A 21,881-nucleotide genomic window follows, 5' to 3' on the forward strand; every position below is an offset into this window, starting at 1 on the left:
GGTACAGGATCCGCGTCGTGGCTGCGTCGAATTCACTCAGCAGAAAAATTTCCTCCGAATAACGATATTTTTCCTGTAAGGAACATAATTCGTAGGAGAGAATGATGACCGAGAAGAACGAGAAGGATGGGCAGAAGCTGGCCCTGTTGTCCCAGGATCCGCACCGGATTCGCGAGCCGCGGGAAAACAACCTGGAAATGGCAATCGGGCACGAGGTTCGCACCTATCGCAAAGCGCTCGGCATCACCGTTACGGACCTCGCAGCCGCGACAGGCATTTCCGTGGGCATGCTGTCGAAGATCGAGAACGGCAACATTTCGCCCTCATTGACCACTCTGCAAGCCCTGACAAGAGCGCTCGGCGTGCCGCTCACGGCATTCTTCCGCCGCTTCGAGGAGCCGCACAATGCGACATTCGTCAAGGCCGGTGAAGGCGTGAACATCGAACGACGCGGCACGCGCGCGGGGCATCAGTACAGCCTGCTCGGTCACATCGCCAACAATACAAGTGGCGTTACGGTCGAACCCTATCTCATAACCCTGACGACCGAGTCCGATGTCTTCCCGACGTTCCAGCATGAAGGCATGGAGTTTCTCCACATGCTGGAGGGCGAAGTGGTCTACCGCCACGGCGATCAGCTCTACACCATGCATCCGGGTGACAGCCTGTTCTTCGATGCCGATTCACCGCATGGGCCGCAGGAACTGGTTCGTCTTCCGGCCCGTTACCTGTCGATCATCAGCTATCCGCAGAAGCGGAGCCAGGCCAACTGATTTTGCTTTGAGGAAAAGCTAAAGCCGGGCGACCTGCCTACCGCACCGTTCTCGCGTCCACGCCGAATTCAAGGCTCATCTGGATCAGTTCGTCCCACAAGCTTTCGGCAAAGCCGCGCAACACCAGAATCTCGAAACTCTCCGTGCCGGTCCGGGTGACCAGTGCCGAAATATGGCCGATCAGCGTCATGGCGGACTGGCCGACGGGGAATTTGGTACGATCGAGGTCGACGGCCGTGCCTTTGGCAAGGACGATCTCGACAGCCCGGCCGCTGATGCCGATCCGGACGCGGCCGTGGCCTTGGTCGGCGATGGAGGCCCGACCGTCCAGCAGCGGCGTCTTGCCGAAAATTTCCGCAGCGGACAGGGCCGCATCGCCGACGACGAACCATTGTCCGGGACCATAGGGGCGCACCGCATTGGGGGTGCCGTCGCTGACGCGCAGGATCACGTCTTGCAGGTCGCCGCTTCCACGCGCGGCGAGAACCTGCAGCACATGGCCTTCCGGCAGAGCGGTGAGGGTGATCCGCGCGCCGGTTGAAGGCGCGCCGAACGAACCGGATTTCGCATCGGCAAGGGCGGGACGGTGGAGGGGCGCAAGATCAGCCATGGAGCTTTCCGTTTTCCGGATCGAAGAAGACCGGGCTGCACAGCACGGCCTTGGTGTATTCGTTTTTCAGGTCGTTCCAGACGGTGACATGCTCGCCGTGCCGCTTCGGACCGTGCTTGACGAGAGCGAGGCCGATGGTCGAACCGAGGTTGGGTGAATAGCAACTGGAGGAGACATAGCCCTGGTCGTTTTCGAGCGACGGAACAGCGCCGTCCGACAGGATATGCGAGCCCGTCTTGAAGGTCGTCGCCGGATCGAGCGGCTTGACGCCGACCAGCGAGAGCCGGTCCTCCGCCGTCAGGCCCTCGCGCGACAGCATGGCCTTGCCGATGAAGTCCGGCTTGGTGGTGGAGACCATCTTGGCAAAACCGAGGTCCGACGGGATGACCGTGCCATTGATCTCGGAATGGGTGACATGGCCTTTCTCGATGCGCATGACGCCAAGCGCCTCGACACCATAGGGACATATGCCATGCGGCTTGCCGGCCGCCATGATCGCGTCGGCGATCGCTTCGCCATAGCCGGCCGGAACCGCCAGTTCGTAGGCCAGTTCGCCGGAAAACGAGATGCGGAACAGTCGGCCGGTCAGCGTTCCGCCGCAGAGCGACACTTCCTTGGCGCCGAGGAATGGAAAGGCCGCGTCGGAAATATCCTCGTCCACCAATGCCTGCAGGATCGTGCGCGATTTCGGCCCGGCAACGGCAATCTGTGCCCATTGGTCGGTCGAGGAGGCAAACTGCACGTCGAGGTCGGGCCAGAGCGCCTGTGCGCAGAATTCCAGATGGTTCATGACGCCGGCCGCGTAAGCTGTGGTCGTCGTCATGAAGAAATGGTTTTCGCCAAGGCGGCTCGTCGTGCCGTCGTCGTAGATCATTCCGTCTTCGCGCAGCATCAGGCCGTATCGCGCCTTGCCGATCGGCAGCTTCAGGAAGGCGTTGCAATAGACCCGGTTGAGGAATTCGGCGGCATCCGTGCCGAAGATTTCGATCTTGCCAAGGGTCGAGACGTCGCAGATGCCGGCATTCTCGCGAACGTTGAGCACTTCGCGATCGACGCTTTCGCGCCAGGTCGTTTCGCCCGCCTTCGGGAACCAGGAGGAGCGGTACCAGAGGCCCGTTTCGACGAAGACCGCGCCATTCTTCTTCGCCCAGTCATGCAGCGGGGACTTGCGCACCGGCTGGAAGTGCTTGCCCTTGGAGGCGCCAGTCAGCGCGCCGAAGGAGAGCGGTGTGTAGAACGGGCGGAACGTCGTGGTGCCGACATCGGCCAGCGATATTTTGCGCGCCTCCGCCAGGATGCCGATGGCATTGATGTTCGACAGCTTGCCTTGGTCGGTTGCCATGCCGTTGGTGGTGTAGCGCTTCGCAAGCTCGACATGGCCGTAACCCTCGCTGACGGCGAGGCCGAGATCCTTGAGATGCACGTCGTTCTGGTAGTCGACGAAGGCCTTGCCCTTCGATCCGTGCACCCGCCAGAGCGGCTTGGAGACGGTTGTCGTGTCGGCTTTTTCCGCGAAAGCGGCGACGGAATTCGAAAAACCGAGCACCTTTAGAGCGGATGCAGCTTTTCCGGCGCCGTCTGCAAGGCAGGATTCGGTGCTGCCAATGCCCGCGGCGGCGCCGGCGACGGTCAGGCCTTCCTGGTTTTCCGGTGCAAGGAACGCAGCCTTGGCATCGGACCAGACCGGCTTTGCGCCGCGATGGCATGCCAGATGGATGATCGGGCTCCAGCCCCCGGCCATGCCGAGCGCATCCGCTGAGATGGTTTCCGTGCGGCCGTTGTTGAGGATCGTAACGCCCTTGAGGCTCTTGCCGCCATTGGCATCGACAACCACGGCGCCGGACAGGATGCGCGCCTTGCCGGACCAGGTGCGCGCGGCATCCGGGCGACTGTCGACGATGGCGGCGACCTCGAGACCGGCGGCTTCCAGATCGACGGCGGTCGCGTAGCCGGACGCGTCGTTGGTGAAGATGACCGTGCTCTTTCCCGGCGCGATCGCCTGCCGGTTGAGATAGGCGCGCATGGCACCGGCCATCATCACGCCGGGAATATCGTTGCCGCCGAAAACCAGCGGGCGCTCTTCCGCGCCGGAGGCGAGGATCGCCTGTCTGGCGGCGATGCGCCAGATGCGCTCGACCGGCCGGTTCGGGTCCACCGTGGCCGTGTTTTTTTGCACGCTTTCGACGGCGCCGAAGACATTGCCGTCATACCAGCCGAAGACCGTCGTGCGGGAGAACATGCGGACATTCGGCATATCTGCCAGCTCGGCCAGCGTCTGGGCCAGCAGGTCGCTTGCGGATTTTCCACCGACGGGTGCCGTTTCGGACAGCAATGATCCGCCGGGCTCAAAACCTTCGTCGGCAAGGATGACACGGGCCCCGGCGCGGCCCGCGGTTAGCGCGGCGGCGAGACCGGTGGGGCCTGCGCCAATCACCAGCAGGTCGCAATGTGCCCAGCATTTTTCGTACGAGTCGGGATCGGGCTCGTAGGTGGCGCGGCCGAGGCCGGCCGCCTTGCGGATGATCGGCTCGTAGACCTTTTCCCAGAAGGCCGCCGGCCACATGAAGGTCTTGTAGTAAAAGCCGGCGCCGAGGAAGGGCGAGAGCAGGCTGTTGACGGCGCCGAGGTCGAAATCGACCGAAGGCCAGCGGTTCTGGCTCTTTGCTGTGAGGCCGCTGTAGAGCTCGACCAGCGTGGCGCGGGTGTTGGCCTCGGTGCGTCCGCCTTCGCCGATTGTCACCAGGGCATTGGGTTCAGCAGCACCCGCCGTCAGGATGCCGCGCGGGCGGTGGTACTTGAAGCTGCGGCCGACGAGCTGGCGGCCGTTCGCCAGAAGCGCCGAGGCCAGCGTGTCGCCGGCAAGACCCTGCATCGGCTTGCCGTCGAAGGTGAAATCGAGCGGCTTGGCGCGATCGATGCGGCCGCCCCGGGAAAGACGATAGGACGTCATGCGGTCGCTCCCTCGGTGCTGGCATCCGATACGGCATGGATTGCATGGCTCATCGTATCGCGCTCGACCACCAGCCAGCGGCGGCAGCCGGATGTGTGGTGCCAATGTTCCTTGTGGCGTCCGCGCGGATTGTCGCGCAGGTAGACATAGGCGTGCCAGGCGTCCTCACCGGCATCCGGCGCCGGGCGGACTATGCCGGCATCGCCGCGAATGGTGAATTCTTCCTTGGGGCGCGGCCCGCAATGGGGGCAGGCGATCAGGCTGGCCATATGAAGTCCTCAATGCAGATTGGGTTGCGAGCCGACGCCCTTTTCATCGATCATCCGGCCGCGGGCGAAGCGGTCGAGCCGGAAGGCGCGACCGGTTTCGTGCGGCTCGTTTTTGGCGATCAGATGGGCGTAGCAGAAGCCGGAAGCGGGTGTGGCCTTGAAGCCGCCGTAACACCAGCCGGCATTCAGATAGAGATTGTCGATGTGGGTGCGGTCGATGATCGGCGAGCCGTCCATGCTCATGTCCATCACCCCGCCCCAGGAGCGCAGCACCCGGACACGCGACAGCGCCGGGATCATTGCGACCCCGGCTTCGGCGACATGCTCGACGGTCGCAAGATTGCCGCGCTGCGCATAGGAATTGTAGCCATCGATATCGCCACCGAAGACGAGGCCGCCCTTGTCGGACTGGGAGACGTAGAAGTGGCCGGCGCCGAAGGTGACGACATTGTCGATGAACGGCTTCAGACCCTCGGAGACGAACGCCTGCAGCACATGGCTTTCGATCGGCAGCTTCAGGTCGACCATGTCGGCAACCACGGTGGAATTGCCGGCCGCAGCGAGCGCCAGCTTGCCGCAACCGATGAAGCCCTGGCTGGTCTCGACACCGGTAACGCGGCCGTTTTCTCTGCGGATGCCGGTCACCTCGCAGTTCTGGATGATATCGACACCGCGACTGTCCGCACCACGGGCATAGCCCCAGGCAACGGCATCATGGCGTACGGTGCCGCCGCGCTTCTGCATCAGCGCGCCCTGGATCGGGAAGCGGGCATTGTCGAAATCGAGGAAGGGCAGCATCTGGCGCACGGCGTTGCGGTCGAGCAGGTCGGCATCGACGCCGTGCAGCCGCATCGCGTTGCCGCGCCGCGTATAGGCATCACGCTGAGCGTCGGAATGGTAGAGGTTGAGCACGCCGCGTTGGGAGACCATAGCGTTGAAGTTGAAATCCTGCTCCAGCCCTTCCCAAAGCTTCATCGACAGTTCGTAGAACGGGTTGTTGCCCTGCAACAGGTAGTTGGAGCGGATGATCGTGGTGTTGCGGCCGACATTGCCGGAACCGATATAGCCCTTTTCCAGTACCGCCACATTGGTGACGCCGAATTCCTTGGCGAGGTAGTAGGCCGTGGCCAGACCATGCCCGCCGCCGCCGATGATGATCACGTCATAGCGGTTCTTCGGAACCGGACTGCGCCACGCCGGCGCCCAGCCCTTGTTGCCGCGCAGGGCGTTCAGGAAAACGGAAAAGGCAGAGTAGCGCATGGCAAGGACATCCCGTGGAGCGTGACGATCATGACAGCATTGTGTTTCAGCACTTGCAGGAAAGAGACTATTTGAGCCATAATTGAGCCATGGCCGCAGATGATCTGAAAAACGTCCAGAAGATCGGCTTCATCCTCATTCCGGGATTTGCGCTGATGTCCTATGCCTCGGCAACGGAGCCGCTACGTGCCGCCAATCTTCTCGCTGGCCGGGATATCTATGCATTGTCGACGCATGTCGTCGAGGGAAACGCCGGGGTGACATCATCCGGTATTCCCGTTCCTGCCGTGCCCTTGCCGGCGCGTGGCTCCGGCTTCCACACCGTCTTCGTCTGCGCGGGCGGTACGCCGGTCGACTGGAACGTGCCGGCCGTCCTGGCATGCTTGCGCCAGCTTGCCCGCGACGGCGTGCGCATTGGCGGCATTTCCGGGGGGCCCTATCTGATGGCGGCGGCGGGATTGCTGGAGGATCGCGACTTCACCATCCACTGGGAGCATGCACCGGCCCTGGTGGAGGCCTTTCCCGGCCTTGCACCTCGCCAGGCACGCTACGTCCTCGACGGCAACCGACTCACCTGCGGCGGTGGCGTCGCCCCGCTCGACATGATGCACGCGCTGATTTCGCAGCGCATGGGCTCGGATTTCGCGCGCCGGGTGAGTGACTGGTATCTTCATACCCAGGTGGAAAGCTCCGGTGCACCGCAGCGGGCATCGCTGGCAGAGCGCTACGGGGTCAATCATCCCGGTTTGCTGATGGTGCTGGAGAAGATGGAGGCAACGATCGAAGCACCGCTCGACCGGCAGGCCATGGGTAAACTGGCGGGTGTTTCGCCGCGCCACCTCGATCGTCTTTTTTCCAGCCAGATGGGGTCCTCCTTCCTTCTCGAATATCGGAAACTGCGGCTGGATCACGCCCGGCGCCTGTTGCAGCAGAGCCCGCTTTCCATCTCCGAAATTGCCTTCGCCACCGGGTTTTCCAGCGCCGGGCATTTTGCACGAACCTACCGTGCGGCATTCGGGGAGCCGCCGCGCGCGCATCGGCAGTCCACAGCGCCGACAGCACAGACGGAATTGCTTTAAAAGAAAATAACTTTCCTCATAGTTGAAATCAAAAAACGCACCTGCTATCCATCTTTCATCAACGAAACGAAGGATTGTCCCCATGTGCGGAATTGTCGGATTGTTTTTGAAGGACAGAAGTCTGGAACCGCAATTGGGTGCCATGCTGTCCGATATGCTGGTCACCATGACCGACCGCGGGCCCGATAGCGCCGGCATCGCGATTTACGGAGCGCCCTCGGATGGCCGCGCGAAAATCACCGTGCAGTCGGCCGACCCCAAGCAGGATTTTGCCGGGCTCAAAGCGCTGCTGAAGCCAGCCGATTCGAGCGTTGCCGTGGAGCTGAAAAGCACCCACGCGGTTATCGAAGCCAGTGCCGACAAGGCTCAGGCGGTCCGTGATCTGCTGGTCCAGGAGCGGCCGGAGATTCGTGTCATGGGTTCCGGCGACAGCGTTGAGATCTACAAGGAAGTCGGCCTACCGAAGGACGTGGTTTCCCGCTTCGGCATTCGCCAGATGGCCGGCACACATGGTATCGGCCATACCCGTATGGCGACGGAATCGGCCGTCACCACGCTTGGCGCCCATCCGTTCTCGACCGGCGCCGACCAGTGCCTGGTGCACAACGGTTCGCTCTCCAACCACAACAACCTGCGCCGTGAGCTGGTGCGTGAAGGCATGACCTTCGAGACGCAGAACGATACCGAAGTCGCCGCCGCCTACCTGTCGGCCGAGATGGCCAAGGGCAAGGATCTGGGGCAGGCGCTGACCAGCGCGCTCGACGATCTCGACGGCTTCTTCACCTTCGTCGTCGGTACCAAGTCCGGCTTCGGTGTGGTGCGCGATCCGATCGCCTGCAAGCCGGCCGTAATGGCCGAAACGGATCAATATATCGCCTTCGGCTCGGAATACCGCGCGCTCGTCAACCTGCCGGGCATCGAAAATGCGCGGGTCTGGGAGCCGGAGCCGGCTACTGTCTATTTCTGGGATCATGAGAAGGCGGCCTAACCGTGGATGTCAGCGTCAAACGAGAAAGTCTGGAAGCGATGCGCGTATTCGACCTTGCCAAAATGCCGCTGCGCGAACTGAACAGCGCGCTGCACGCCATCGCCCCCGGCACCAATGATACGAATTTCGAGGTCGTCAATCCGCGTGGCAGTCATGCCGTCGCCGTCGGTATCGACCAGCCCGTCACCGTCGAGGTGCGTGGCAGCGTCGGTTATTATTGCGCCGGCATGAACGATGGCGGTACCGTGACGGTGCATGGTTCGGCAGGGCCTGGTGTCGCGGAAAACATGATGTCGGGAACGGTCGTCATCGAGGGCGATGCCAGCCAGTATGCCGGCGCGACGGGCCGCGGCGGACTCCTCGTCATCAAGGGCAATGCTGCCTCGCGCTGCGGCATCTCGATGAAGGGCATCGACATCGTCGTCCAGGGCAATATCGGCCACATGTCGGCCTTCATGGGCCAGTCGGGTCACCTTGTGGTGCTTGGCAATGCCGGTGATGCGCTCGGTGACTCCCTTTACGAGGCGAAGTTGTTTGTGCGCGGCGAAGTCAAGAGCCTCGGCGCCGACTGCATCCAGAAGGAAATGAAGCCAAAACATCTGAAGCTGCTTGCCGAGCTTCTGGAAAAGGCCGGCATCACGGGTGTCGCGCCGGAAGAATTCAAGCGCTACGGCTCGGCCCGCACGCTCTACAACTTCAACATCGATAACGCTGATGCGTACTAAGGCAGGGACCCGTTCATGAGCTATCACAACCCCTATACCCCGCCGCGCAAGTCAGCGACCTTCGACGATTACACGCTCGCCGAAATCCGCCGCGCCGCGGCGACCGGCATCTATGATATCAGAGGCGCCGGCACCAAGCGGAAGGTTCCGCATTTCGACGACCTGTTGTTCCTCGGCGCCTCGATCTCGCGTTATCCGCTCGAAGGTTACCGCGAGAAATGCGACACCTCCGTCGTGCTCGGCGCGCGCCACGCCAAGAAGCCGATCGTCCTGAAGACGCCGATCACCATCGCCGGCATGAGCTTTGGCGCGCTTTCCGGCAATGCCAAGGAAGCGCTCGGCCGCGGGGCCACCATCGCCGGAACATCGACAACCACCGGTGACGGTGGCATGACGGACGAAGAGCGCGGTCATTCACAGACGTTGGTCTATCAGTATCTTCCGTCGCGCTACGGCATGAACCCGCGGGACCTGCGCCGCGCCGATGCCATCGAGATCGTTGTCGGCCAGGGGGCCAAGCCCGGCGGTGGCGGCATGCTGCTCGGCCAGAAGATTTCCGACCGCGTCGCCAACATGCGCAACCTGCCCAAGGGCATCGACCAGCGCTCGGCCTGCCGTCATCCCGACTGGACCGGCCCGGACGATCTCGAAATCAAGATCATGGAGCTGCGCGAAATCACCGACTGGGAAAAGCCCATCTATGTGAAGGTCGGCGGCGCACGGCCCTATTACGACACGGCGCTCGCCGTGAAGGCAGGCGCCGACGTCGTCGTGCTCGATGGTATGCAGGGCGGCACCGCGGCGACACAGGACGTGTTCATCGAGAATGTCGGCATGCCGACGCTGGCTTGCATCCGCCCCGCCGTCCAGGCGCTGCAGGATCTCGGCATGCATCGCAAGGTGCAGCTGATCATCTCGGGCGGCATCCGGTCCGGCGCCGACGTGGCCAAGGCGCTTGCGCTCGGGGCCGACGCGGTTGCCATCGGCACCGCAGCGCTGGTCGCCATCGGTGATAACGATCCGCACTGGGAAGAGGAATACCAGAAGCTCGGAACGACGGCCGGCGCCTATGACGACTGGCACGAAGGCAAGGACCCGGCCGGTATTACCACGCAGGATCCGGAGCTTTCCCAACGTCTCGATCCGGTCACGGCCGGTCGCCGTCTTGCCAACTATCTCAAGGTGATGACGCTCGAAGCCCAGACCATCGCGCGCGCTTGCGGCAAGAACCATCTCCACAATCTGGAGCCGGAGGACCTCGTCGCCCTGACGATCGAGGCATCTGCCATGGCGCAGGTGCCGCTTGCCGGCACAAGCTGGATCCCCGGCAAGGGAGGCTTCTGACCCGCATAAAACTTCGGCCGCGTCTGATCTCCCAAGCCAGCGCGGCCATTTCTTGAAAAAGTGTCTGATAATCCAAAAGGGGAACACAGTGACACTCGATCTTGCTACCTTTGCCAAGGACCGTGGCATCAAATATTTCATGATCAGCTATACCGACCTGTTCGGCGGCCAGCGGGCAAAGCTTGTTCCGGCCGAGGCAATCGCCGATATGCAGAAGGACGGTGCGGGCTTTGCGGGCTTTGCCACCTGGCTCGATCTGACGCCCGCCCATCCCGATCTCTTTGCCCTCCCGGATGCGTCTTCGGTCATCCAGTTGCCGTGGAAGAAGGATGTCGCCTGGGTCGCCGCCGATTGCGTGATGGACGACCAGCCGGTGGACCAGGCGCCGCGCGTCATGCTGAAGCGATTGATCGCCGAAGCTGCCAAGGAAGGTCTTCGCGTCAAGACCGGCGTCGAGCCGGAATTCTTCCTGATCGCGCCGGATGGCGGCAAGATTTCCGATGAGTTCGATACCGCCGAAAAACCCTGCTACGACCAGCAGGCCGTGATGCGCCGCTATGACGTGATCGCCGAAATCTGCGATTACATGCTGGAACTGGGGTGGAAGCCCTACCAGAACGACCACGAGGACGCGAACGGTCAGTTCGAGATGAACTGGGAATATGACGACGCGCTGCAGACGGCCGACAAACATTCCTTCTTCAAGTTCATGGTGAAGACGGTCGCCGAGAAACACGGCCTTCGCGCCACCTTCATGCCCAAGCCCTTCAAGGGCCTGACCGGCAACGGTTGCCACGCGCATATCTCCGTCTGGGATGTGGAAGGCAAGACCAATGCCTTTGCCGACAAAAACATGCCGTTTGGCCTTTCCGCCAAGGGCAAGACCTTCCTCGGCGGCATCATGAAACATGCCTCGGCGCTTGCCGCGGTGACCAATCCGACGGTCAATTCCTACAAGCGCATCAACGCACCGCGCACCATCTCCGGCGCGACCTGGGCGCCGAATACGGTGACGTGGACCGGCAACAACCGCACGCACATGGTCCGCGTTCCGGGTCCGGGGCGGTTCGAACTGCGCCTGCCGGACGGCGCCGTCAATCCGTACCTGCTGCAGGCCATCATCATCGCAGCCGGTCTCAACGGCATCCGTACGAATGCCGATCCTGGCCGCCACTACGACATCGACATGTACAAGGAAGGCCACACCGTCACCGACGCACCGCGCCTGCCCCTGAACCTGCTCGATGCGCTCAGGGAATACGACAAGGACGAGGACCTGAAGGCCACGCTCGGCAAGAGTTTCTCCAGCGCCTACCTGAAGCTCAAACATCAGGAATGGAATGCTTACGCGTCGCATTTCACGGAATGGGAGCGGCAGACGACGCTCGATATCTGAGGGTGCCGTTTCGCAAAAGAGACGCCCCTTCGGCAATCGTTTGACCGGGAAAGAACCGATGAAAAGCCACGTCCTGACAGTATCGTGCCAATCGACCCGCGGCATCGTTGCCGCGATCACCGGCTACCTCGCCGAGAAGGGGTGTTACATCTCCGACAGTTCGCAGTTCGACGACCTGGAGACCGGCCTGTTCTTCATGCGCCTCACCTTCCTCAGCCAGGAAGGCGTTTCGGAGGAGGACATCAAGCAGGGCTTCACTCCGGTCGCCAAGCCCTTCGGCATGACCTATCGCTTCAACGACAGCGACGAGCGCATGAAGGTGCTGCTGATGGTGTCGCGCTTCGGCCATTGCCTGAACGACCTGCTCTACCGCTGGAAGATCGGCGCGTTGCCGATCGACATCGTCGGCGTCGTCTCCAACCACTTCGATTACCAGAAGGTCATCGTCAACCACGACATCCCCTTCCACCACATCAAGGTGACGAAGGAGAACAAGCCGCAGGCCGAGGCGCGGCTGATGGAGGTGGTGGAGCAGTCCGGTGCCGAACTGATCGTGCTCGCCCGCTACATGCAGGTGCTGTCGGATGCGGTGTGCAAGAAGATGTCGGGTCGGATCATCAACATCCACCACTCGTTCCTGCCGTCGTTCAAGGGCGCCAACCCGTACAAGCAGGCGTTCGAGCGCGGCGTGAAGCTGATTGGTGCTACGGCGCACTATGTCACGGAGGATCTCGACGAGGGTCCGATCATCGAGCAGGACGTGGCGCGGATCACGCATGCGCAGTCGGCGGAGGACTATGTGTCGATCGGCCGTGACGTGGAGAGCCAGGTGCTTGCCCGCGCGGTGCATGCGCATATCCACCATCGCACCTTCATGAACGGCAACAAGACCATCGTCTTCCCGCCGAGCCCCGGCTCCTACGCCTCCGAGCGCATGGGTTGAACCATGGCGGGTGCAACACGCGTTGACGGGAAGAAAGTCGCGGCGTCGATGATCGAGGCTGTGAAGGCTACGACCTCGGCACTCGAGGAGGAGGCAGGCGTAAAAACCGGCCTTGCGGTCGTCATCGTCGGCGACGATCCGGCGAGCCATACCTATGTCGGCGCCAAGGGTCGGCTGGCCAAGGAATGCGGCTTCAACTCCACCCAGCACACGTTGCCGGAGGAGACCACACAAGGTGATCTCGCACGCTTGGTGGCTTCGCTGAACGCGGATCCCGCCGTGCACGGCATCCTGGTGCAGCTGCCCCTGCCAAAACATCTCGACGCGGAGGCGATCATCCAGTCGATCCGGCCGGAGAAGGACGTCGATGGCCTGCATGTCGTCAATGCCGGCAAGCTTGCGACCGGCGACCTGGCAACGGGTCTGATCTCGTGCACGCCGGCGGGCGCCATGCGTCTCGTACGCTCCATCCATGGCGAGGACCTAGCGGGCCTCGCCGCCGTCGTCATCGGTCGCTCCAACCTGTTCGGCAAGCCGATGGGGCAATTGCTGCTCCATGCCAACGCGACGGTGACGATTGCGCATTCGCGCACAAAGGATCTCGCCGGTGTCTGCCGCAACGCGGATATCCTCGTTGCCGCCGTCGGTCGCGCGGAAATGGTGAAAGCCGGCTGGGTGAAGCCGGGCGCGACCGTCATCGATGTCGGCATCAACCGCGTCGATGTGGCGGGAGGCGGCGAGGGCAAGAGCCGTCTGGTAGGCGATGTCGCTTACGACGAGGTTTCGGAAGTCGCTGGTGCCATCACTCCGGTTCCGGGCGGAGTGGGGCCGATGACCATTGCCATGCTGATGGCCAATACGGTGACAGCGGCCTATCGCGCATGCGGTCGTGAACCGCTACGGTTCTAAACAGGGCTGGAGCGCAATGGTGATTACTGAGTTTAACACCTTGCGAGTTTGATCGGCGGCGATATACTCAGGAAATAAATATTCCGCAAAAGAAAATGGGAACGAGGATATGAGTCTTAGCTGGCGTTTTTCCGCCCTTGCAGACCGGCATCGGGCACTGGGATCGAACCTCGAGGACTGGAGCGGCATGGGAACCGCCTGGACCTATGACAAGGACATCTATGAAGAGCATATCGCCGTGCGCACCAAGGCCGGCATCATGGATGTGTCGGGCCTGAAAAAGGTTCATCTCGTCGGCCCGCATGCCATCGCCATTCTCGAATACATCACCACCCGCGACATGACGAAGGTCTATCCCGGTAAGTCGGTCTATGCCTGCATGCTCAACGAGCGCGGCCATTTCACCGATGATTGCATCGTCTATCGAACCGGCCCGAATTCCTGGATGCTGGTGCATGGCTCCGGCTCCGGCTTCGAGGAAATCGTCAAGCAGGCGCAGGGCCGCAATTGCGCGGTGCTGTTCGATGACGACCTGCACGACCTGTCGCTGCAGGGGCCGCTTGCCGTCGATTATCTCGAAAAATACGTGCCCGGCATCCGCGACCTCAAATATTTCCACCACATGCAGACGACGCTGTTCGGCGCCCCGGTGATGATCTCGCGCACCGGCTATACCGGCGAGCGCGGCTACGAAATCTTCGTGCGCGGCCAGGATGCCGGCATGGTCTGGGACCGGATCGTCGACGAAGGCAGGGCGATGGGTATCATCCCCGTCTGTTTCAGCGTTCTCGACATGCTGCGCGTCGAAAGCTACCTGCTGTTCTACCCCTACGACAATTCGCAGATGTACCCCTTCGCCAACGAGCAGCCCGGCGACAGCCTGTGGGAACTCGGCCTCGATTTCACCGTCAGCCCCGGCAAGACCGGTTTTCGCGGTGCCGAGGAACATGCGCGCCTCAAGGGCAAGGAACGCTTCAAGATCTTCGGCCTGCTGGTCGAGGCCGATGGACCGACCGACCTCGGCGACGAGGTCTGGGCCGGCGACAAGAAGGTGGGTGTCATCACCTGCCCGTCCTATTCGAAGCTGACCAACCGCTCGATGGCGATCATGCGCGTCGACGTCCCCTATGCCGTGCAAGGCACCAAGCTCGAAGTGAAGGGCAAGACGGTCAACGCGCCTGCCATCGCCCATACGATCACCTTCGACGATCCGAAGAAGACGAAACGGACGGCGCAAGGCTGAGGATATCGGCATGCTCGTACAAGGGATCAAAAGCAGGCCGGAATATAAGGGGCTCGACATTGATCCCCATGCCAAACGCCACCTCTTCGTCCTTGAGGGCGAAGGGGCGCAGGCACTGATCGACGAGGTCGGGGCCAAGGGCCGCGACTTCCTGGCAAAGTCGGAAATCCTCTATCTGGCGGCGGGCGCGGCCCCCAAGGCCTATGACGTAACGCTTTCGGCGCTCTCGCCGGATGTTTTCTGGCAGGCCTCAACACTTCAACCACTTCTGTTCCGCCTGCGTGCCTGTCTTGAGCAGGCCCGCATGGGAACGCGGCTCTCCATCGCCGGCACCGAGGGCTTCATCGGCCAGATCATGCAGGTGGCGATCGAATACGGCATCGACTACCATTCGATCCACACCGAACATCGCGGCTCGATGGCGCGCCGGGTGCAATGCGTGCACTGCAAGGGCATCACCGACAATGTGACGACCAGCCCCTTTCCCTGCAGTCATTGCGGACTGCCGCTTCTGGTGCGCGACCATTACTCCAGGCGGCTTGGCGCCTTCCAGGGCGTCAATATCGATGCAGAAGAACCGGGTACAGCCCCAGAACCTGAGGAGATGTTCCCGTGAGCCTCAATACCGACATGCCTGTCCGGGTTGCGGCGGTGACGCAGGTGACCGATCTCGTCAAGCGCTTTCGCTTCGAACGCCTGGACGGTCACCCCATGCCGTTTTTTTCCGGCGGCGCCCATGTCGTCGTCTCGATGAACGACAACGGCCTGTTGCGCCGCAATCCCTATTCGCTGATGTCCAACCCCGACGACAACAGCGCCTATGAAATCAGCGTGCTCCGGGTTCCGAATTCCCGCGGCGGCTCGATCTTCATGCACGAACAGGTCCGCCCCGGCGATCAGCTGACCGTCAGCCAGCCGGTCAACCTCTTCGCGCCGGATCATCGCGGCCGCAAGCACATCCTGATTGCCGGCGGCATCGGCATCACGCCGTTCATCGCCATGATGGAACAGTTCAGCCGCGACAACATCGCCTTCGAACTGCACTACGCCATCCGCTCGCGCTCGCACGGCGCCTACTGGCAGCAACTGCTCGATCGCTATGGTCCGCGGCGCATCAAGATCTATGTCGACGAGGAAAAGACATTCATCCCCGTCGCCGAGATTGCCGACAACCAGCCGCTCGGCACGCATCTTTATGTCTGTGGGCCGGCCGGCATGATCGATGGCGTGCTGATGACGGGGCTGAAAGCCGGCTGGCCGAAGGAAAACTTGCATTCGGAGCGGTTCCTTGCGCCGCCTGCCGGCCTGCCGTTCCAGGTCTTCCTCGAAAGATCCAACATCCACATGACCGTGGGCGAGCACCAGAGCATCCTGGAAGCGGCGGAGGCCCATGGCTGCGATGCCCCTTACATGTGTCGCGGCGGTGCCTGCGGCCAGTGCGAGACGGAAGTGCTCTCCTGTGATGGCACGCTGCAGCACAACGATATCTACCTGTCGGACGAGGAAAAGGCGTCCGGCAAGAAGGTCATGATCTGCGTGTCGCGGTTCAAGGGCCAGCAACTCGTTCTTCAATTGTAGTTTAAGGGGACCGGACAGATGACCATCACGTTCAGGAGCGAAACGTTCCGCGACGACTTCACCTTCCGCAACAGCCTCTACAACATCAAACGCTTTCCCTTCCCCTTCGATCGTGACGAATACATGTATTCGGTCAACATGGAGCCGCATATCCGCGGCAAGGCGGACAGCGTTTTCGAAAACCTGATCGATGTCGACGAGCACTATGTCGCCGAGATGCAGGACCGAGCGCTGGTGCTCAAGGAGGACCCGCTGCGCTGCCAGGCGCTGCCGCATATGATGACGGCGCAATGGGACGTGCTCGAGCTTCTGATGGAGCATCAGGCGCAGGACTATCCTGAGCACTTCACACTCGAAAAGAACGGCGACCGCTGGCGCTGGGTCAACCGGCCCATGGGCATCGACGACACCTTCACCTTCGGCGATGCGGCAACACTTCCCTATCCGCCGATGGAATATATTACCCGGCAGGCGCAGGGGGATTTCTGCATCGTCGACCAGCGCGACAACAATCTCTGGATGGATGCCGGCATGGTCACCACCCAGGCCGACTGGTCGTTGGATTTCGACATCGGCATGAATTTCATGGAATGGCATGGTCCCGTGCCGCTTGCCCACCAAATCGGCGTGTTCGACCGGGCGCTGAAATTCCTGCTCAACCTGCAGCAGGGCAAGCCGACCCGCCGCCTCAACTGGACAATGACGGTCAATCCGCGGCTCGATACATCTCCGGAAAACTATCACAAATGGGGACCGGATCGCACGACCGTCACGCCGGAGAATGTCGGTGACAAGATGCACCTGCGCGTCGAATTGCAGAGCCTATGGCGTCTGCCGCGGTCCAACGCCATCCTCTTCGTCATTCGCTGCTACCTGATCAGCCTGAGTGAACTGGTGACCGTCCCCAAATGGGGCCGCCGCCTGCCGCGCGTGCTGAAAAGCCTGCCGCCGGAGATCGCCGATTACAAAGGCCTGACCCGCAACCGCCCGATCATGATCGACTGGCTGGCGAAGTATGACGACGGGGCGCCGACGAGTGCGGGGATTTATCCGGATTGATGGTCTCCGCAAAGCTTACAACGACATAAAAGGGAACAGACAAATATGACCAGAGTAGCCGTCATCGGCGCGGGGCCTTCGGGTCTTGCCCAATTGAGAGCCTTCCAGTCCGCCGCCCAGAAGGGTGCGGAAATCCCCGAAGTGGTCTGCTTCGAAAAGCAGGCCGATTGGGGCGGGTTGTGGAACTACACCTGGCGCACCGGGCTCGATGAATATGGCGAGCCGGTCCATGGCAGCATGTACCGCTATCTCTGGTCGAACGGTCCCAAGGAATGCCTGGAATTTGCCGACTATTCCTTCGAGGAGCATTTTGGCAAGCCGATCGGCTCCTACCCACCCCGCGCCGTGCTGTGGGACTACATCAAGGGCCGTGTCGAAAAGGCCGATGTGCGCAAGTGGGTTCGCTTCTCGACCCCGGTCCGCATGGTGCGGTTCGACGAGGCGACCAAGAAATTTACGGTGACGGCGCACAATCGCGTCGAGGATCGGATGTATGACGAGGAATTCGACTATGTCGTCGTCGCCTCCGGCCACTTCTCGACGCCGAACGTTCCCTATTTCGAAGGCGTGAAAACCTTCGGCGGCCGCGTGCTGCACGCCCATGATTTCCGCGATGCGCTGGAGTTCAAGGACAAGGACGTATTGATCGTCGGCCGCAGCTATTCTGCCGAGGACATCGGTTCGCAGTGCTGGAAATACGGAGCGAAATCGGTGACCACGAGCTACCGCTCCAAGCCGATGGGCTTCAAGTGGCCGGAGCGTTTCGAGGAGCGGCCGCTGTTGCAAAAGCTCGTCAACAAGACGGCTCATTTCGCCGACGGATCGACCAAGGAGGTCGATGCGCTGATCCTCTGCACCGGCTATCTTCACCACTTCCCGTTCCTGCCGGACGACCTGCGCCTGAAGACCGCGAACCGCCTGTGGTCCGACAGCCTCTACAAGGGCGTCGTCTACGAGGACAATCCGCAGCTGATGTATATCGGCATGCAGGACCAGTTTTATACTTTCAACATGTTCGACGCCCAGGCCTGGTACGCCCGCGACGTCATCATGGGCCGCATCGGCCTGCCCTCGAAGGAGGAAATGAAGGCGCATTTCGACAAATGGCGCGCCCGCGAGGAAACGCTCGAGGATGCCGAGCAGATGATCTGGTTCCAGGGCGACTACGTCATCGAACTACTGGAGGATACCGACTATCCGAAGTTCGATGTCGAGGGCACCAACAAGACCTTCATGGAATGGGAGCACCACAAGGCCGAGAACATCATGGGCTTCCGCGACAACGCCTACAAATCGCTGATGACCGGCACGATGGCGCCCAAACATCATACGCCCTGGCTGGAGGCGATGGACGATACGCTCGAGGTCTATCTGAAAAACTGATCTCCGGCTCGCGACGACAAAGCCGAAGGCCACGTCCCTGGTCTTCGGCCCATACTTTTAAGTAACGGGATATCACCCAAGCCGATCAATATTCCTCTTCTCCGCACTCCAGCAATCGCCAGGTTTCCATGGATTTTCTGAGCAGCGTTCTCGGTCGCATGAATGGTTTTCTGTATCGATGCCGGGCGGACGAGCATTACACGATGCTGGAGATGACCGACGGCATCCAGCGGATCTTTGGCTATCCCGTCGACGAGATCGTCGGCAATCGTGTGCGCACCTTCACCTCCATCATGTGCGAGGAAGACGTGCCGGCGATGGACGAGGTGGTCGGCAAAGCGTTGGAAGGTCGCACCGACTGGACGCTGGAGTACCGCATCCGCCACAACAAGGGTCACTATCTCTGGGTCACGGAAACCGGCGGTGGTGTCTGGGGCGCTGATGGGGAACTGCTCTATCTCGAAGGCAGCATCGTCAACATCGAGTCCCTCTACCAGCGCATCGACGAACAGACCGCCGACATGCGCGCGACCGCGTCACGAACCGCCGAGATCCTGCATTCCCTGCGCTCCCTGAAACTGCTCGCCGTCAACGCCGGCATCGAGGCGGCGCGGGCCGGCACGGCCGGTGCCGGCTTCGCCGTCCTCGCCTCGGAAATGCGTGCGCTTGCCAATGATTCCGAAGCGGTCGCCCGGCAGATTGCGACGGCACGGGGCAAGTCGAGTTAATCCTCTGCGGCGACCAAACCCGCGAAGTCAGGATCGCGGCTTGAGCTTCTGCGGATCGTAGTGCGCAAACGGCACGATCTTCGCCGGCAGCCGCTTCTGCTGGCCGTCGAGTTTGCCGATTTCCACGTTGGTGCCGATCTCCGAATGCAGGGCATCCATCCGGGCCAGCGCGATCGTCTTCCTCAGGAGCGGCGACCGCGTCGAGCTCGTCACGACGCCAACCTGTGCGCGGCCGATATGCACCGTGTCGCCATGGCCGACGGCGTCGTTGGCGTCGATATCGAGGCCGACCAGCTTGTAGCGCGGGTTTTCCTTGCGCTTGATCAGCGCCTCGCGGCCGATGAAGTCCTCGGTCTTCGACTTCAGAGGGACGGTGAAGCCGATGCCGGCCTCGAAGGGATCGGTCTGGTCGGAGAAGTCGTAATGGGCAAATACCAGCCCCGCTTCGATGCGCACCATGTCGAGCGCTTCCAGCCCCATCGGCTTCAGTCCATGCTTCTGGCCGGCCTCCCAGACGGCATCGAACACCGCAAGGGCATCCTTGGGATGACAGAAGATCTCGTAGCCGAGTTCGCCCGTATAGCCGGTACGTGAGACGACGACCGGTGCGCCTTCAAAATGACCGATGCGGCCGACGGCGAAGCGGAACCATTCGAGTTCGCCGATCGACGGCTGCGCCGGTGCTGTCCAGATGATCTCCTTGATGATCTCGCGGCTCTTCGGCCCCTGGACGGCGAGGTTGTGCATCTGGTCGGTGGACGACCGCACCCAGGCCTTGTAGCCCATTTTCTCCGCCTGCTCGCGCAGCCAGATGCCGCTGACATCATCGCCACCGATCCAGCGGAAATTGTTCGCGCCCAGCCGGAACACCGTGCCGTCGTCGATCATGCCGCCATTCTCGTAGCACATGGCCGTGTAGACCACCTGCCCGGGCGAGAGCTTACGGATATCGCGGGTCACGCAATATTGCAGCAACGCCTCCGCATCCGGCCCCGTCACCTCGAATTTGCGCAGCGGGGAGAGATCCATCACCACGGCGTTTTCACGGCAGGCCCAGTACTCCTCGATCGGCCCCTCGTTGTTGAAGCGGTTGGGCAGCCAGTAGCCGCGATATTCCACATGGTTGCGGGTCAGGCCGGAGAAGCGTGGATGGAAGGCGGTTTCCTGGGTCATTTCGGGCTCTGCATCGGGGGTCATTCGGATGGCGACGGCGCGCGAGAATGTCTCTTTGTCCGAATAGGTGCGGACATGGATATCGGTCGGATCCCAGCCGTTCGCCGCATCGATATCGTCCGGGCAGGACGACGAGACGCAGACGAGATCGGTCAGCGCGCGCATCAACACATAATCGCCCGGCCGCGACCAGGGTTCGTCGAGATAGAGCTGGTTATGATGGTCGACATTGGTGTTGTAGAAATAGTTGAGCGCTTCCCAGCCCTTGCGCGGCGCAATGCCATAAGGGGCCAGCGCATGGTTGAAATTATCCGTGCAGTTGACATGCCCCGGATAACCCATGTCGTCGTAGTAGCGCGAATTGCAGGCGGTGGCGAAGGCATCGTGTCGCCCGACCGTATCCTGCACGATCTCCACCAGCGGCTCGAAATCCCGGTCGAACGCTTTCGATGGCAGCCCCGGCATCGGGTAACTGCGCCCGAGAAGCGTGCGTGTCACCGTCGCATCGAGCGCGAGATCCAGCCCCTTGTCGACCTTGCGGGCGGAAAAGGCCTGGAAATCCGTGCATTGCCGGCCTGAAACGTCGATGACCTGAATGAACTCGCCGGCCCGCACGAAATAGGCGGAGGCGCGGGCCGCTGGAATGCGCAGGTCCTGGATCGGATCGGCCATCGGTTCCGGCAGCATGTCCGCATAGGCCCGTTCGATTGTGGAGCGGGCGACGCGCAGTTCGAGCGCCGTTGCGGTGTTCTGTGCTTCCGCGTCCATCGGTGGCGCCGGAGCTGCGACGATCAGCATGCCGTCGAGTGCTATCGCCAACTCTGCCGAAGCCCCTGGCGACGAGCTTTCACCGAACAGCACCAGCGCCTGTGCGTTTGCGGGGTCGACATTGCGCCGCTTCAACGCGGCGAGTGTCCGCCGTGCGCTGTCTTCGTCCCGTCCGAGGATCTCCAGAAGCCCGTCCGCGGGCCGCGAAAAGGCTGCGCCCAAACCGGCTGCGTTGAACCGGCCGCTGGCATCGACGAAGCTCACTTCGCAGAGCTGCCCGCCTTCGACATCCTTGATGGTGACGCGGTCGCCGGCAGCGACCTTCACCACTGTGGTGCCCCGCCCCTTGACGCGGTAGCGCTCGACGCCGGCCGGTAGCGCCGGAATACCCGGCCGCAGAATGGTGCTTGCTCTTGGCGGCACCAGGGTGCCTGCAAAACGTCCGGACGTATCCATCTCAGCTCCCGCCCCGCGCACAATCGTTTCGATGCCCGGAAGGGCCGCGTTGTGCACCGGCAATATGGCAAAACTATCCTACGGGAGGCCCCGGAAAGTAAAGAGAGACTTGACCGAGAAGAAAAAAAATTCACTATGAGAATAAGTTGCGGCCGCGAAATGGACGACGGGAACAGGTGGTGACACTGCGAAAACGCAGGCGCCATCCAGCGAAGAAGCCGCAGCGAGAACCATCATAATGGGGACG

The 21,881-nt window shown here is 61.8% G+C and carries 19 protein-coding genes; 14 read left to right on the forward strand and 5 right to left on the reverse strand.

Translation table 11 applies throughout. The features are described from left to right. The first annotated feature begins 104 nt into the window (after positions 1 to 104). The gene (locus tag GR138_RS13995; RefSeq protein WP_246200467.1) at positions 105 to 773 is read left to right on the forward strand and encodes a helix-turn-helix domain-containing protein; all 669 of its coding nucleotides are present in this window, start codon (positions 105 to 107) and stop codon (positions 771 to 773) included. A gap of 37 nt (positions 774 to 810) precedes the next feature. On the opposite strand, the gene GR138_RS14000 is transcribed toward GR138_RS13995, so the two are convergent. The 4 genes from GR138_RS14000 to GR138_RS14015 are packed head-to-tail and all read right to left on the reverse strand — an operon-like array spanning position 811 to position 5,862. Further along, complete coding sequence (locus tag GR138_RS14000; protein WP_160859862.1) at positions 811 to 1,383, reverse strand: sarcosine oxidase subunit gamma family protein; 573 nt, start codon at positions 1,381 to 1,383, stop codon at positions 811 to 813. Next, a complete protein-coding gene (locus GR138_RS14005) occupies positions 1,376 to 4,333 on the reverse strand; it encodes a sarcosine oxidase subunit alpha (RefSeq protein ID WP_160859863.1) in 2,958 nt (985 codons plus the stop codon). The genes GR138_RS14000 and GR138_RS14005 overlap by 8 nt, the downstream gene beginning before the upstream one ends. Beyond that, the gene (locus tag GR138_RS14010; protein ID WP_160859864.1) at positions 4,330 to 4,602 is read right to left on the reverse strand and encodes a sarcosine oxidase subunit delta; all 273 of its coding nucleotides are present in this window, start codon (positions 4,600 to 4,602) and stop codon (positions 4,330 to 4,332) included. Before GR138_RS14010 ends, GR138_RS14005 begins: the two co-directional genes overlap by 4 nt. 9 nt (positions 4,603 to 4,611) lie before the next feature. After that, positions 4,612 to 5,862 (reverse strand): sarcosine oxidase subunit beta family protein, encoded by a 1,251-nt coding sequence (locus GR138_RS14015; RefSeq protein WP_160859865.1) that lies wholly within the window; start codon positions 5,860 to 5,862, stop codon positions 4,612 to 4,614. An 89-nt stretch (positions 5,863 to 5,951) separates the two neighbouring features. On the opposite strand from GR138_RS14015, the gene GR138_RS14020 reads away from it, so the two are divergent. The 13 genes from GR138_RS14020 (at position 5,952) to GR138_RS30805 (ending at position 19,237) form a co-directional block, all read left to right on the forward strand. Beyond that, positions 5,952 to 6,941, forward strand: coding sequence for a GlxA family transcriptional regulator (locus tag GR138_RS14020; protein ID WP_160859866.1), 990 nt, complete (start codon positions 5,952 to 5,954; stop codon positions 6,939 to 6,941). 82 nt (positions 6,942 to 7,023) lie between these two features. Beyond that, positions 7,024 to 7,929, forward strand: coding sequence for a class II glutamine amidotransferase (locus GR138_RS14025; protein WP_160859867.1), 906 nt, complete (start codon positions 7,024 to 7,026; stop codon positions 7,927 to 7,929). 38 nt (positions 7,930 to 7,967) lie between these two features. Then, positions 7,968 to 8,654, forward strand: coding sequence for a GltB/FmdC/FwdC-like GXGXG domain-containing protein (locus tag GR138_RS14030; RefSeq protein ID WP_160859868.1), 687 nt, complete (start codon positions 7,968 to 7,970; stop codon positions 8,652 to 8,654). A gap of 15 nt (positions 8,655 to 8,669) precedes the next feature. Beyond that, complete coding sequence (locus GR138_RS14035) at positions 8,670 to 9,998, forward strand: FMN-binding glutamate synthase family protein (RefSeq protein WP_160859869.1); 1,329 nt, start codon at positions 8,670 to 8,672, stop codon at positions 9,996 to 9,998. 88 nt (positions 9,999 to 10,086) lie between these two features. Beyond that, positions 10,087 to 11,394 (forward strand): type III glutamate--ammonia ligase, encoded by a 1,308-nt coding sequence (glnT, locus tag GR138_RS14040; protein ID WP_160859870.1) that lies wholly within the window; start codon positions 10,087 to 10,089, stop codon positions 11,392 to 11,394. A 58-nt stretch (positions 11,395 to 11,452) separates the two neighbouring features. Then, entirely contained in the window at positions 11,453 to 12,337 is an 885-nt protein-coding gene (purU, locus tag GR138_RS14045; RefSeq protein ID WP_160859871.1) for a formyltetrahydrofolate deformylase, read from the forward strand. 3 nt (positions 12,338 to 12,340) lie between these two features. Then, the gene (gene folD / locus GR138_RS14050; RefSeq protein ID WP_160859872.1) at positions 12,341 to 13,246 is read left to right on the forward strand and encodes a bifunctional methylenetetrahydrofolate dehydrogenase/methenyltetrahydrofolate cyclohydrolase FolD; all 906 of its coding nucleotides are present in this window, start codon (positions 12,341 to 12,343) and stop codon (positions 13,244 to 13,246) included. A 109-nt stretch (positions 13,247 to 13,355) separates the two neighbouring features. Then, positions 13,356 to 14,489: an aminomethyl transferase family protein gene (locus tag GR138_RS14055; protein WP_160859873.1), complete on the forward strand. Its 1,134-nt coding sequence runs from the start codon at positions 13,356 to 13,358 to the stop codon at positions 14,487 to 14,489. A gap of 10 nt (positions 14,490 to 14,499) precedes the next feature. Next, positions 14,500 to 15,105 (forward strand): dimethylamine monooxygenase subunit DmmA family protein, encoded by a 606-nt coding sequence (locus GR138_RS14060; RefSeq protein ID WP_160859874.1) that lies wholly within the window; start codon positions 14,500 to 14,502, stop codon positions 15,103 to 15,105. Between the two features lie 14 nt (positions 15,106 to 15,119). Beyond that, positions 15,120 to 16,067: a PDR/VanB family oxidoreductase gene (locus tag GR138_RS14065; RefSeq protein WP_202402675.1), complete on the forward strand. Its 948-nt coding sequence runs from the start codon at positions 15,120 to 15,122 to the stop codon at positions 16,065 to 16,067. An 18-nt stretch (positions 16,068 to 16,085) separates the two neighbouring features. Continuing rightward, positions 16,086 to 17,126, forward strand: coding sequence for a heme-dependent oxidative N-demethylase family protein (locus tag GR138_RS14070; RefSeq protein ID WP_160859876.1), 1,041 nt, complete (start codon positions 16,086 to 16,088; stop codon positions 17,124 to 17,126). Positions 17,127 to 17,171: 45 nt separating this feature from the next. Further along, positions 17,172 to 18,509 carry an NAD(P)-binding domain-containing protein gene (locus GR138_RS14075; RefSeq protein ID WP_160859877.1) on the forward strand — a complete coding sequence of 446 codons (1,338 nt, stop codon included), beginning with the start codon at positions 17,172 to 17,174 and terminating at the stop codon, positions 18,507 to 18,509. 128 nt (positions 18,510 to 18,637) lie between these two features. Then, on the forward strand, positions 18,638 to 19,237 hold the full coding sequence (locus GR138_RS30805) for a PAS domain-containing protein (protein ID WP_160859878.1): 600 nt from the start codon (positions 18,638 to 18,640) through the stop codon (positions 19,235 to 19,237). 27 nt (positions 19,238 to 19,264) lie between these two features. Here the strand turns inward: GR138_RS30805 and GR138_RS14085 are convergent, their stop codons facing one another. Next, the gene (locus GR138_RS14085; RefSeq protein ID WP_160859879.1) at positions 19,265 to 21,634 is read right to left on the reverse strand and encodes a trimethylamine N-oxide demethylase; all 2,370 of its coding nucleotides are present in this window, start codon (positions 21,632 to 21,634) and stop codon (positions 19,265 to 19,267) included. Positions 21,635 to 21,881 lie beyond the last annotated feature (247 nt).

Source organism: Shinella kummerowiae (genome assembly GCF_009827055.1).
GTDB classification, from domain to species: Bacteria; Pseudomonadota; Alphaproteobacteria; order Rhizobiales; family Rhizobiaceae; genus Shinella; species Shinella kummerowiae.

Bases quoted from the DNA above. Each gene is read 5' to 3' on its own strand.
- GR138_RS13995 (WP_246200467.1), top strand. From the start codon at position 105: ATGACCGAGAAGAACGAGAAGGATGGGCAGAAGCTGGCCCTGTTGTCC.
- GR138_RS14000 (WP_160859862.1), bottom strand. From the start codon at position 1,383: ATGGCTGATCTTGCGCCCCTCCACCGTCCCGCCCTTGCCGATGCGAAA.
- GR138_RS14005 (WP_160859863.1), bottom strand. From the start codon at position 4,333: ATGACGTCCTATCGTCTTTCCCGGGGCGGCCGCATCGATCGCGCCAAG.
- GR138_RS14010 (WP_160859864.1), bottom strand. From the start codon at position 4,602: ATGGCCAGCCTGATCGCCTGCCCCCATTGCGGGCCGCGCCCCAAGGAA.
- GR138_RS14015 (WP_160859865.1), bottom strand. From the start codon at position 5,862: ATGCGCTACTCTGCCTTTTCCGTTTTCCTGAACGCCCTGCGCGGCAAC.
- GR138_RS14020 (WP_160859866.1), top strand. From the start codon at position 5,952: ATGGCCGCAGATGATCTGAAAAACGTCCAGAAGATCGGCTTCATCCTC.
- GR138_RS14025 (WP_160859867.1), top strand. From the start codon at position 7,024: ATGTGCGGAATTGTCGGATTGTTTTTGAAGGACAGAAGTCTGGAACCG.
- GR138_RS14030 (WP_160859868.1), top strand. From the start codon at position 7,968: ATGCGCGTATTCGACCTTGCCAAAATGCCGCTGCGCGAACTGAACAGC.
- GR138_RS14035 (WP_160859869.1), top strand. From the start codon at position 8,670: ATGAGCTATCACAACCCCTATACCCCGCCGCGCAAGTCAGCGACCTTC.
- purU (WP_160859871.1), top strand. From the start codon at position 11,453: ATGAAAAGCCACGTCCTGACAGTATCGTGCCAATCGACCCGCGGCATC.
- folD (WP_160859872.1), top strand. From the start codon at position 12,341: ATGGCGGGTGCAACACGCGTTGACGGGAAGAAAGTCGCGGCGTCGATG.
- GR138_RS14055 (WP_160859873.1), top strand. From the start codon at position 13,356: ATGAGTCTTAGCTGGCGTTTTTCCGCCCTTGCAGACCGGCATCGGGCA.
- GR138_RS14060 (WP_160859874.1), top strand. From the start codon at position 14,500: ATGCTCGTACAAGGGATCAAAAGCAGGCCGGAATATAAGGGGCTCGAC.
- GR138_RS14065 (WP_202402675.1), top strand. From the start codon at position 15,120: ATGCCTGTCCGGGTTGCGGCGGTGACGCAGGTGACCGATCTCGTCAAG.
- GR138_RS14070 (WP_160859876.1), top strand. From the start codon at position 16,086: ATGACCATCACGTTCAGGAGCGAAACGTTCCGCGACGACTTCACCTTC.
- GR138_RS14075 (WP_160859877.1), top strand. From the start codon at position 17,172: ATGACCAGAGTAGCCGTCATCGGCGCGGGGCCTTCGGGTCTTGCCCAA.
- GR138_RS30805 (WP_160859878.1), top strand. From the start codon at position 18,638: ATGGATTTTCTGAGCAGCGTTCTCGGTCGCATGAATGGTTTTCTGTAT.
- GR138_RS14085 (WP_160859879.1), bottom strand. From the start codon at position 21,634: ATGGATACGTCCGGACGTTTTGCAGGCACCCTGGTGCCGCCAAGAGCA.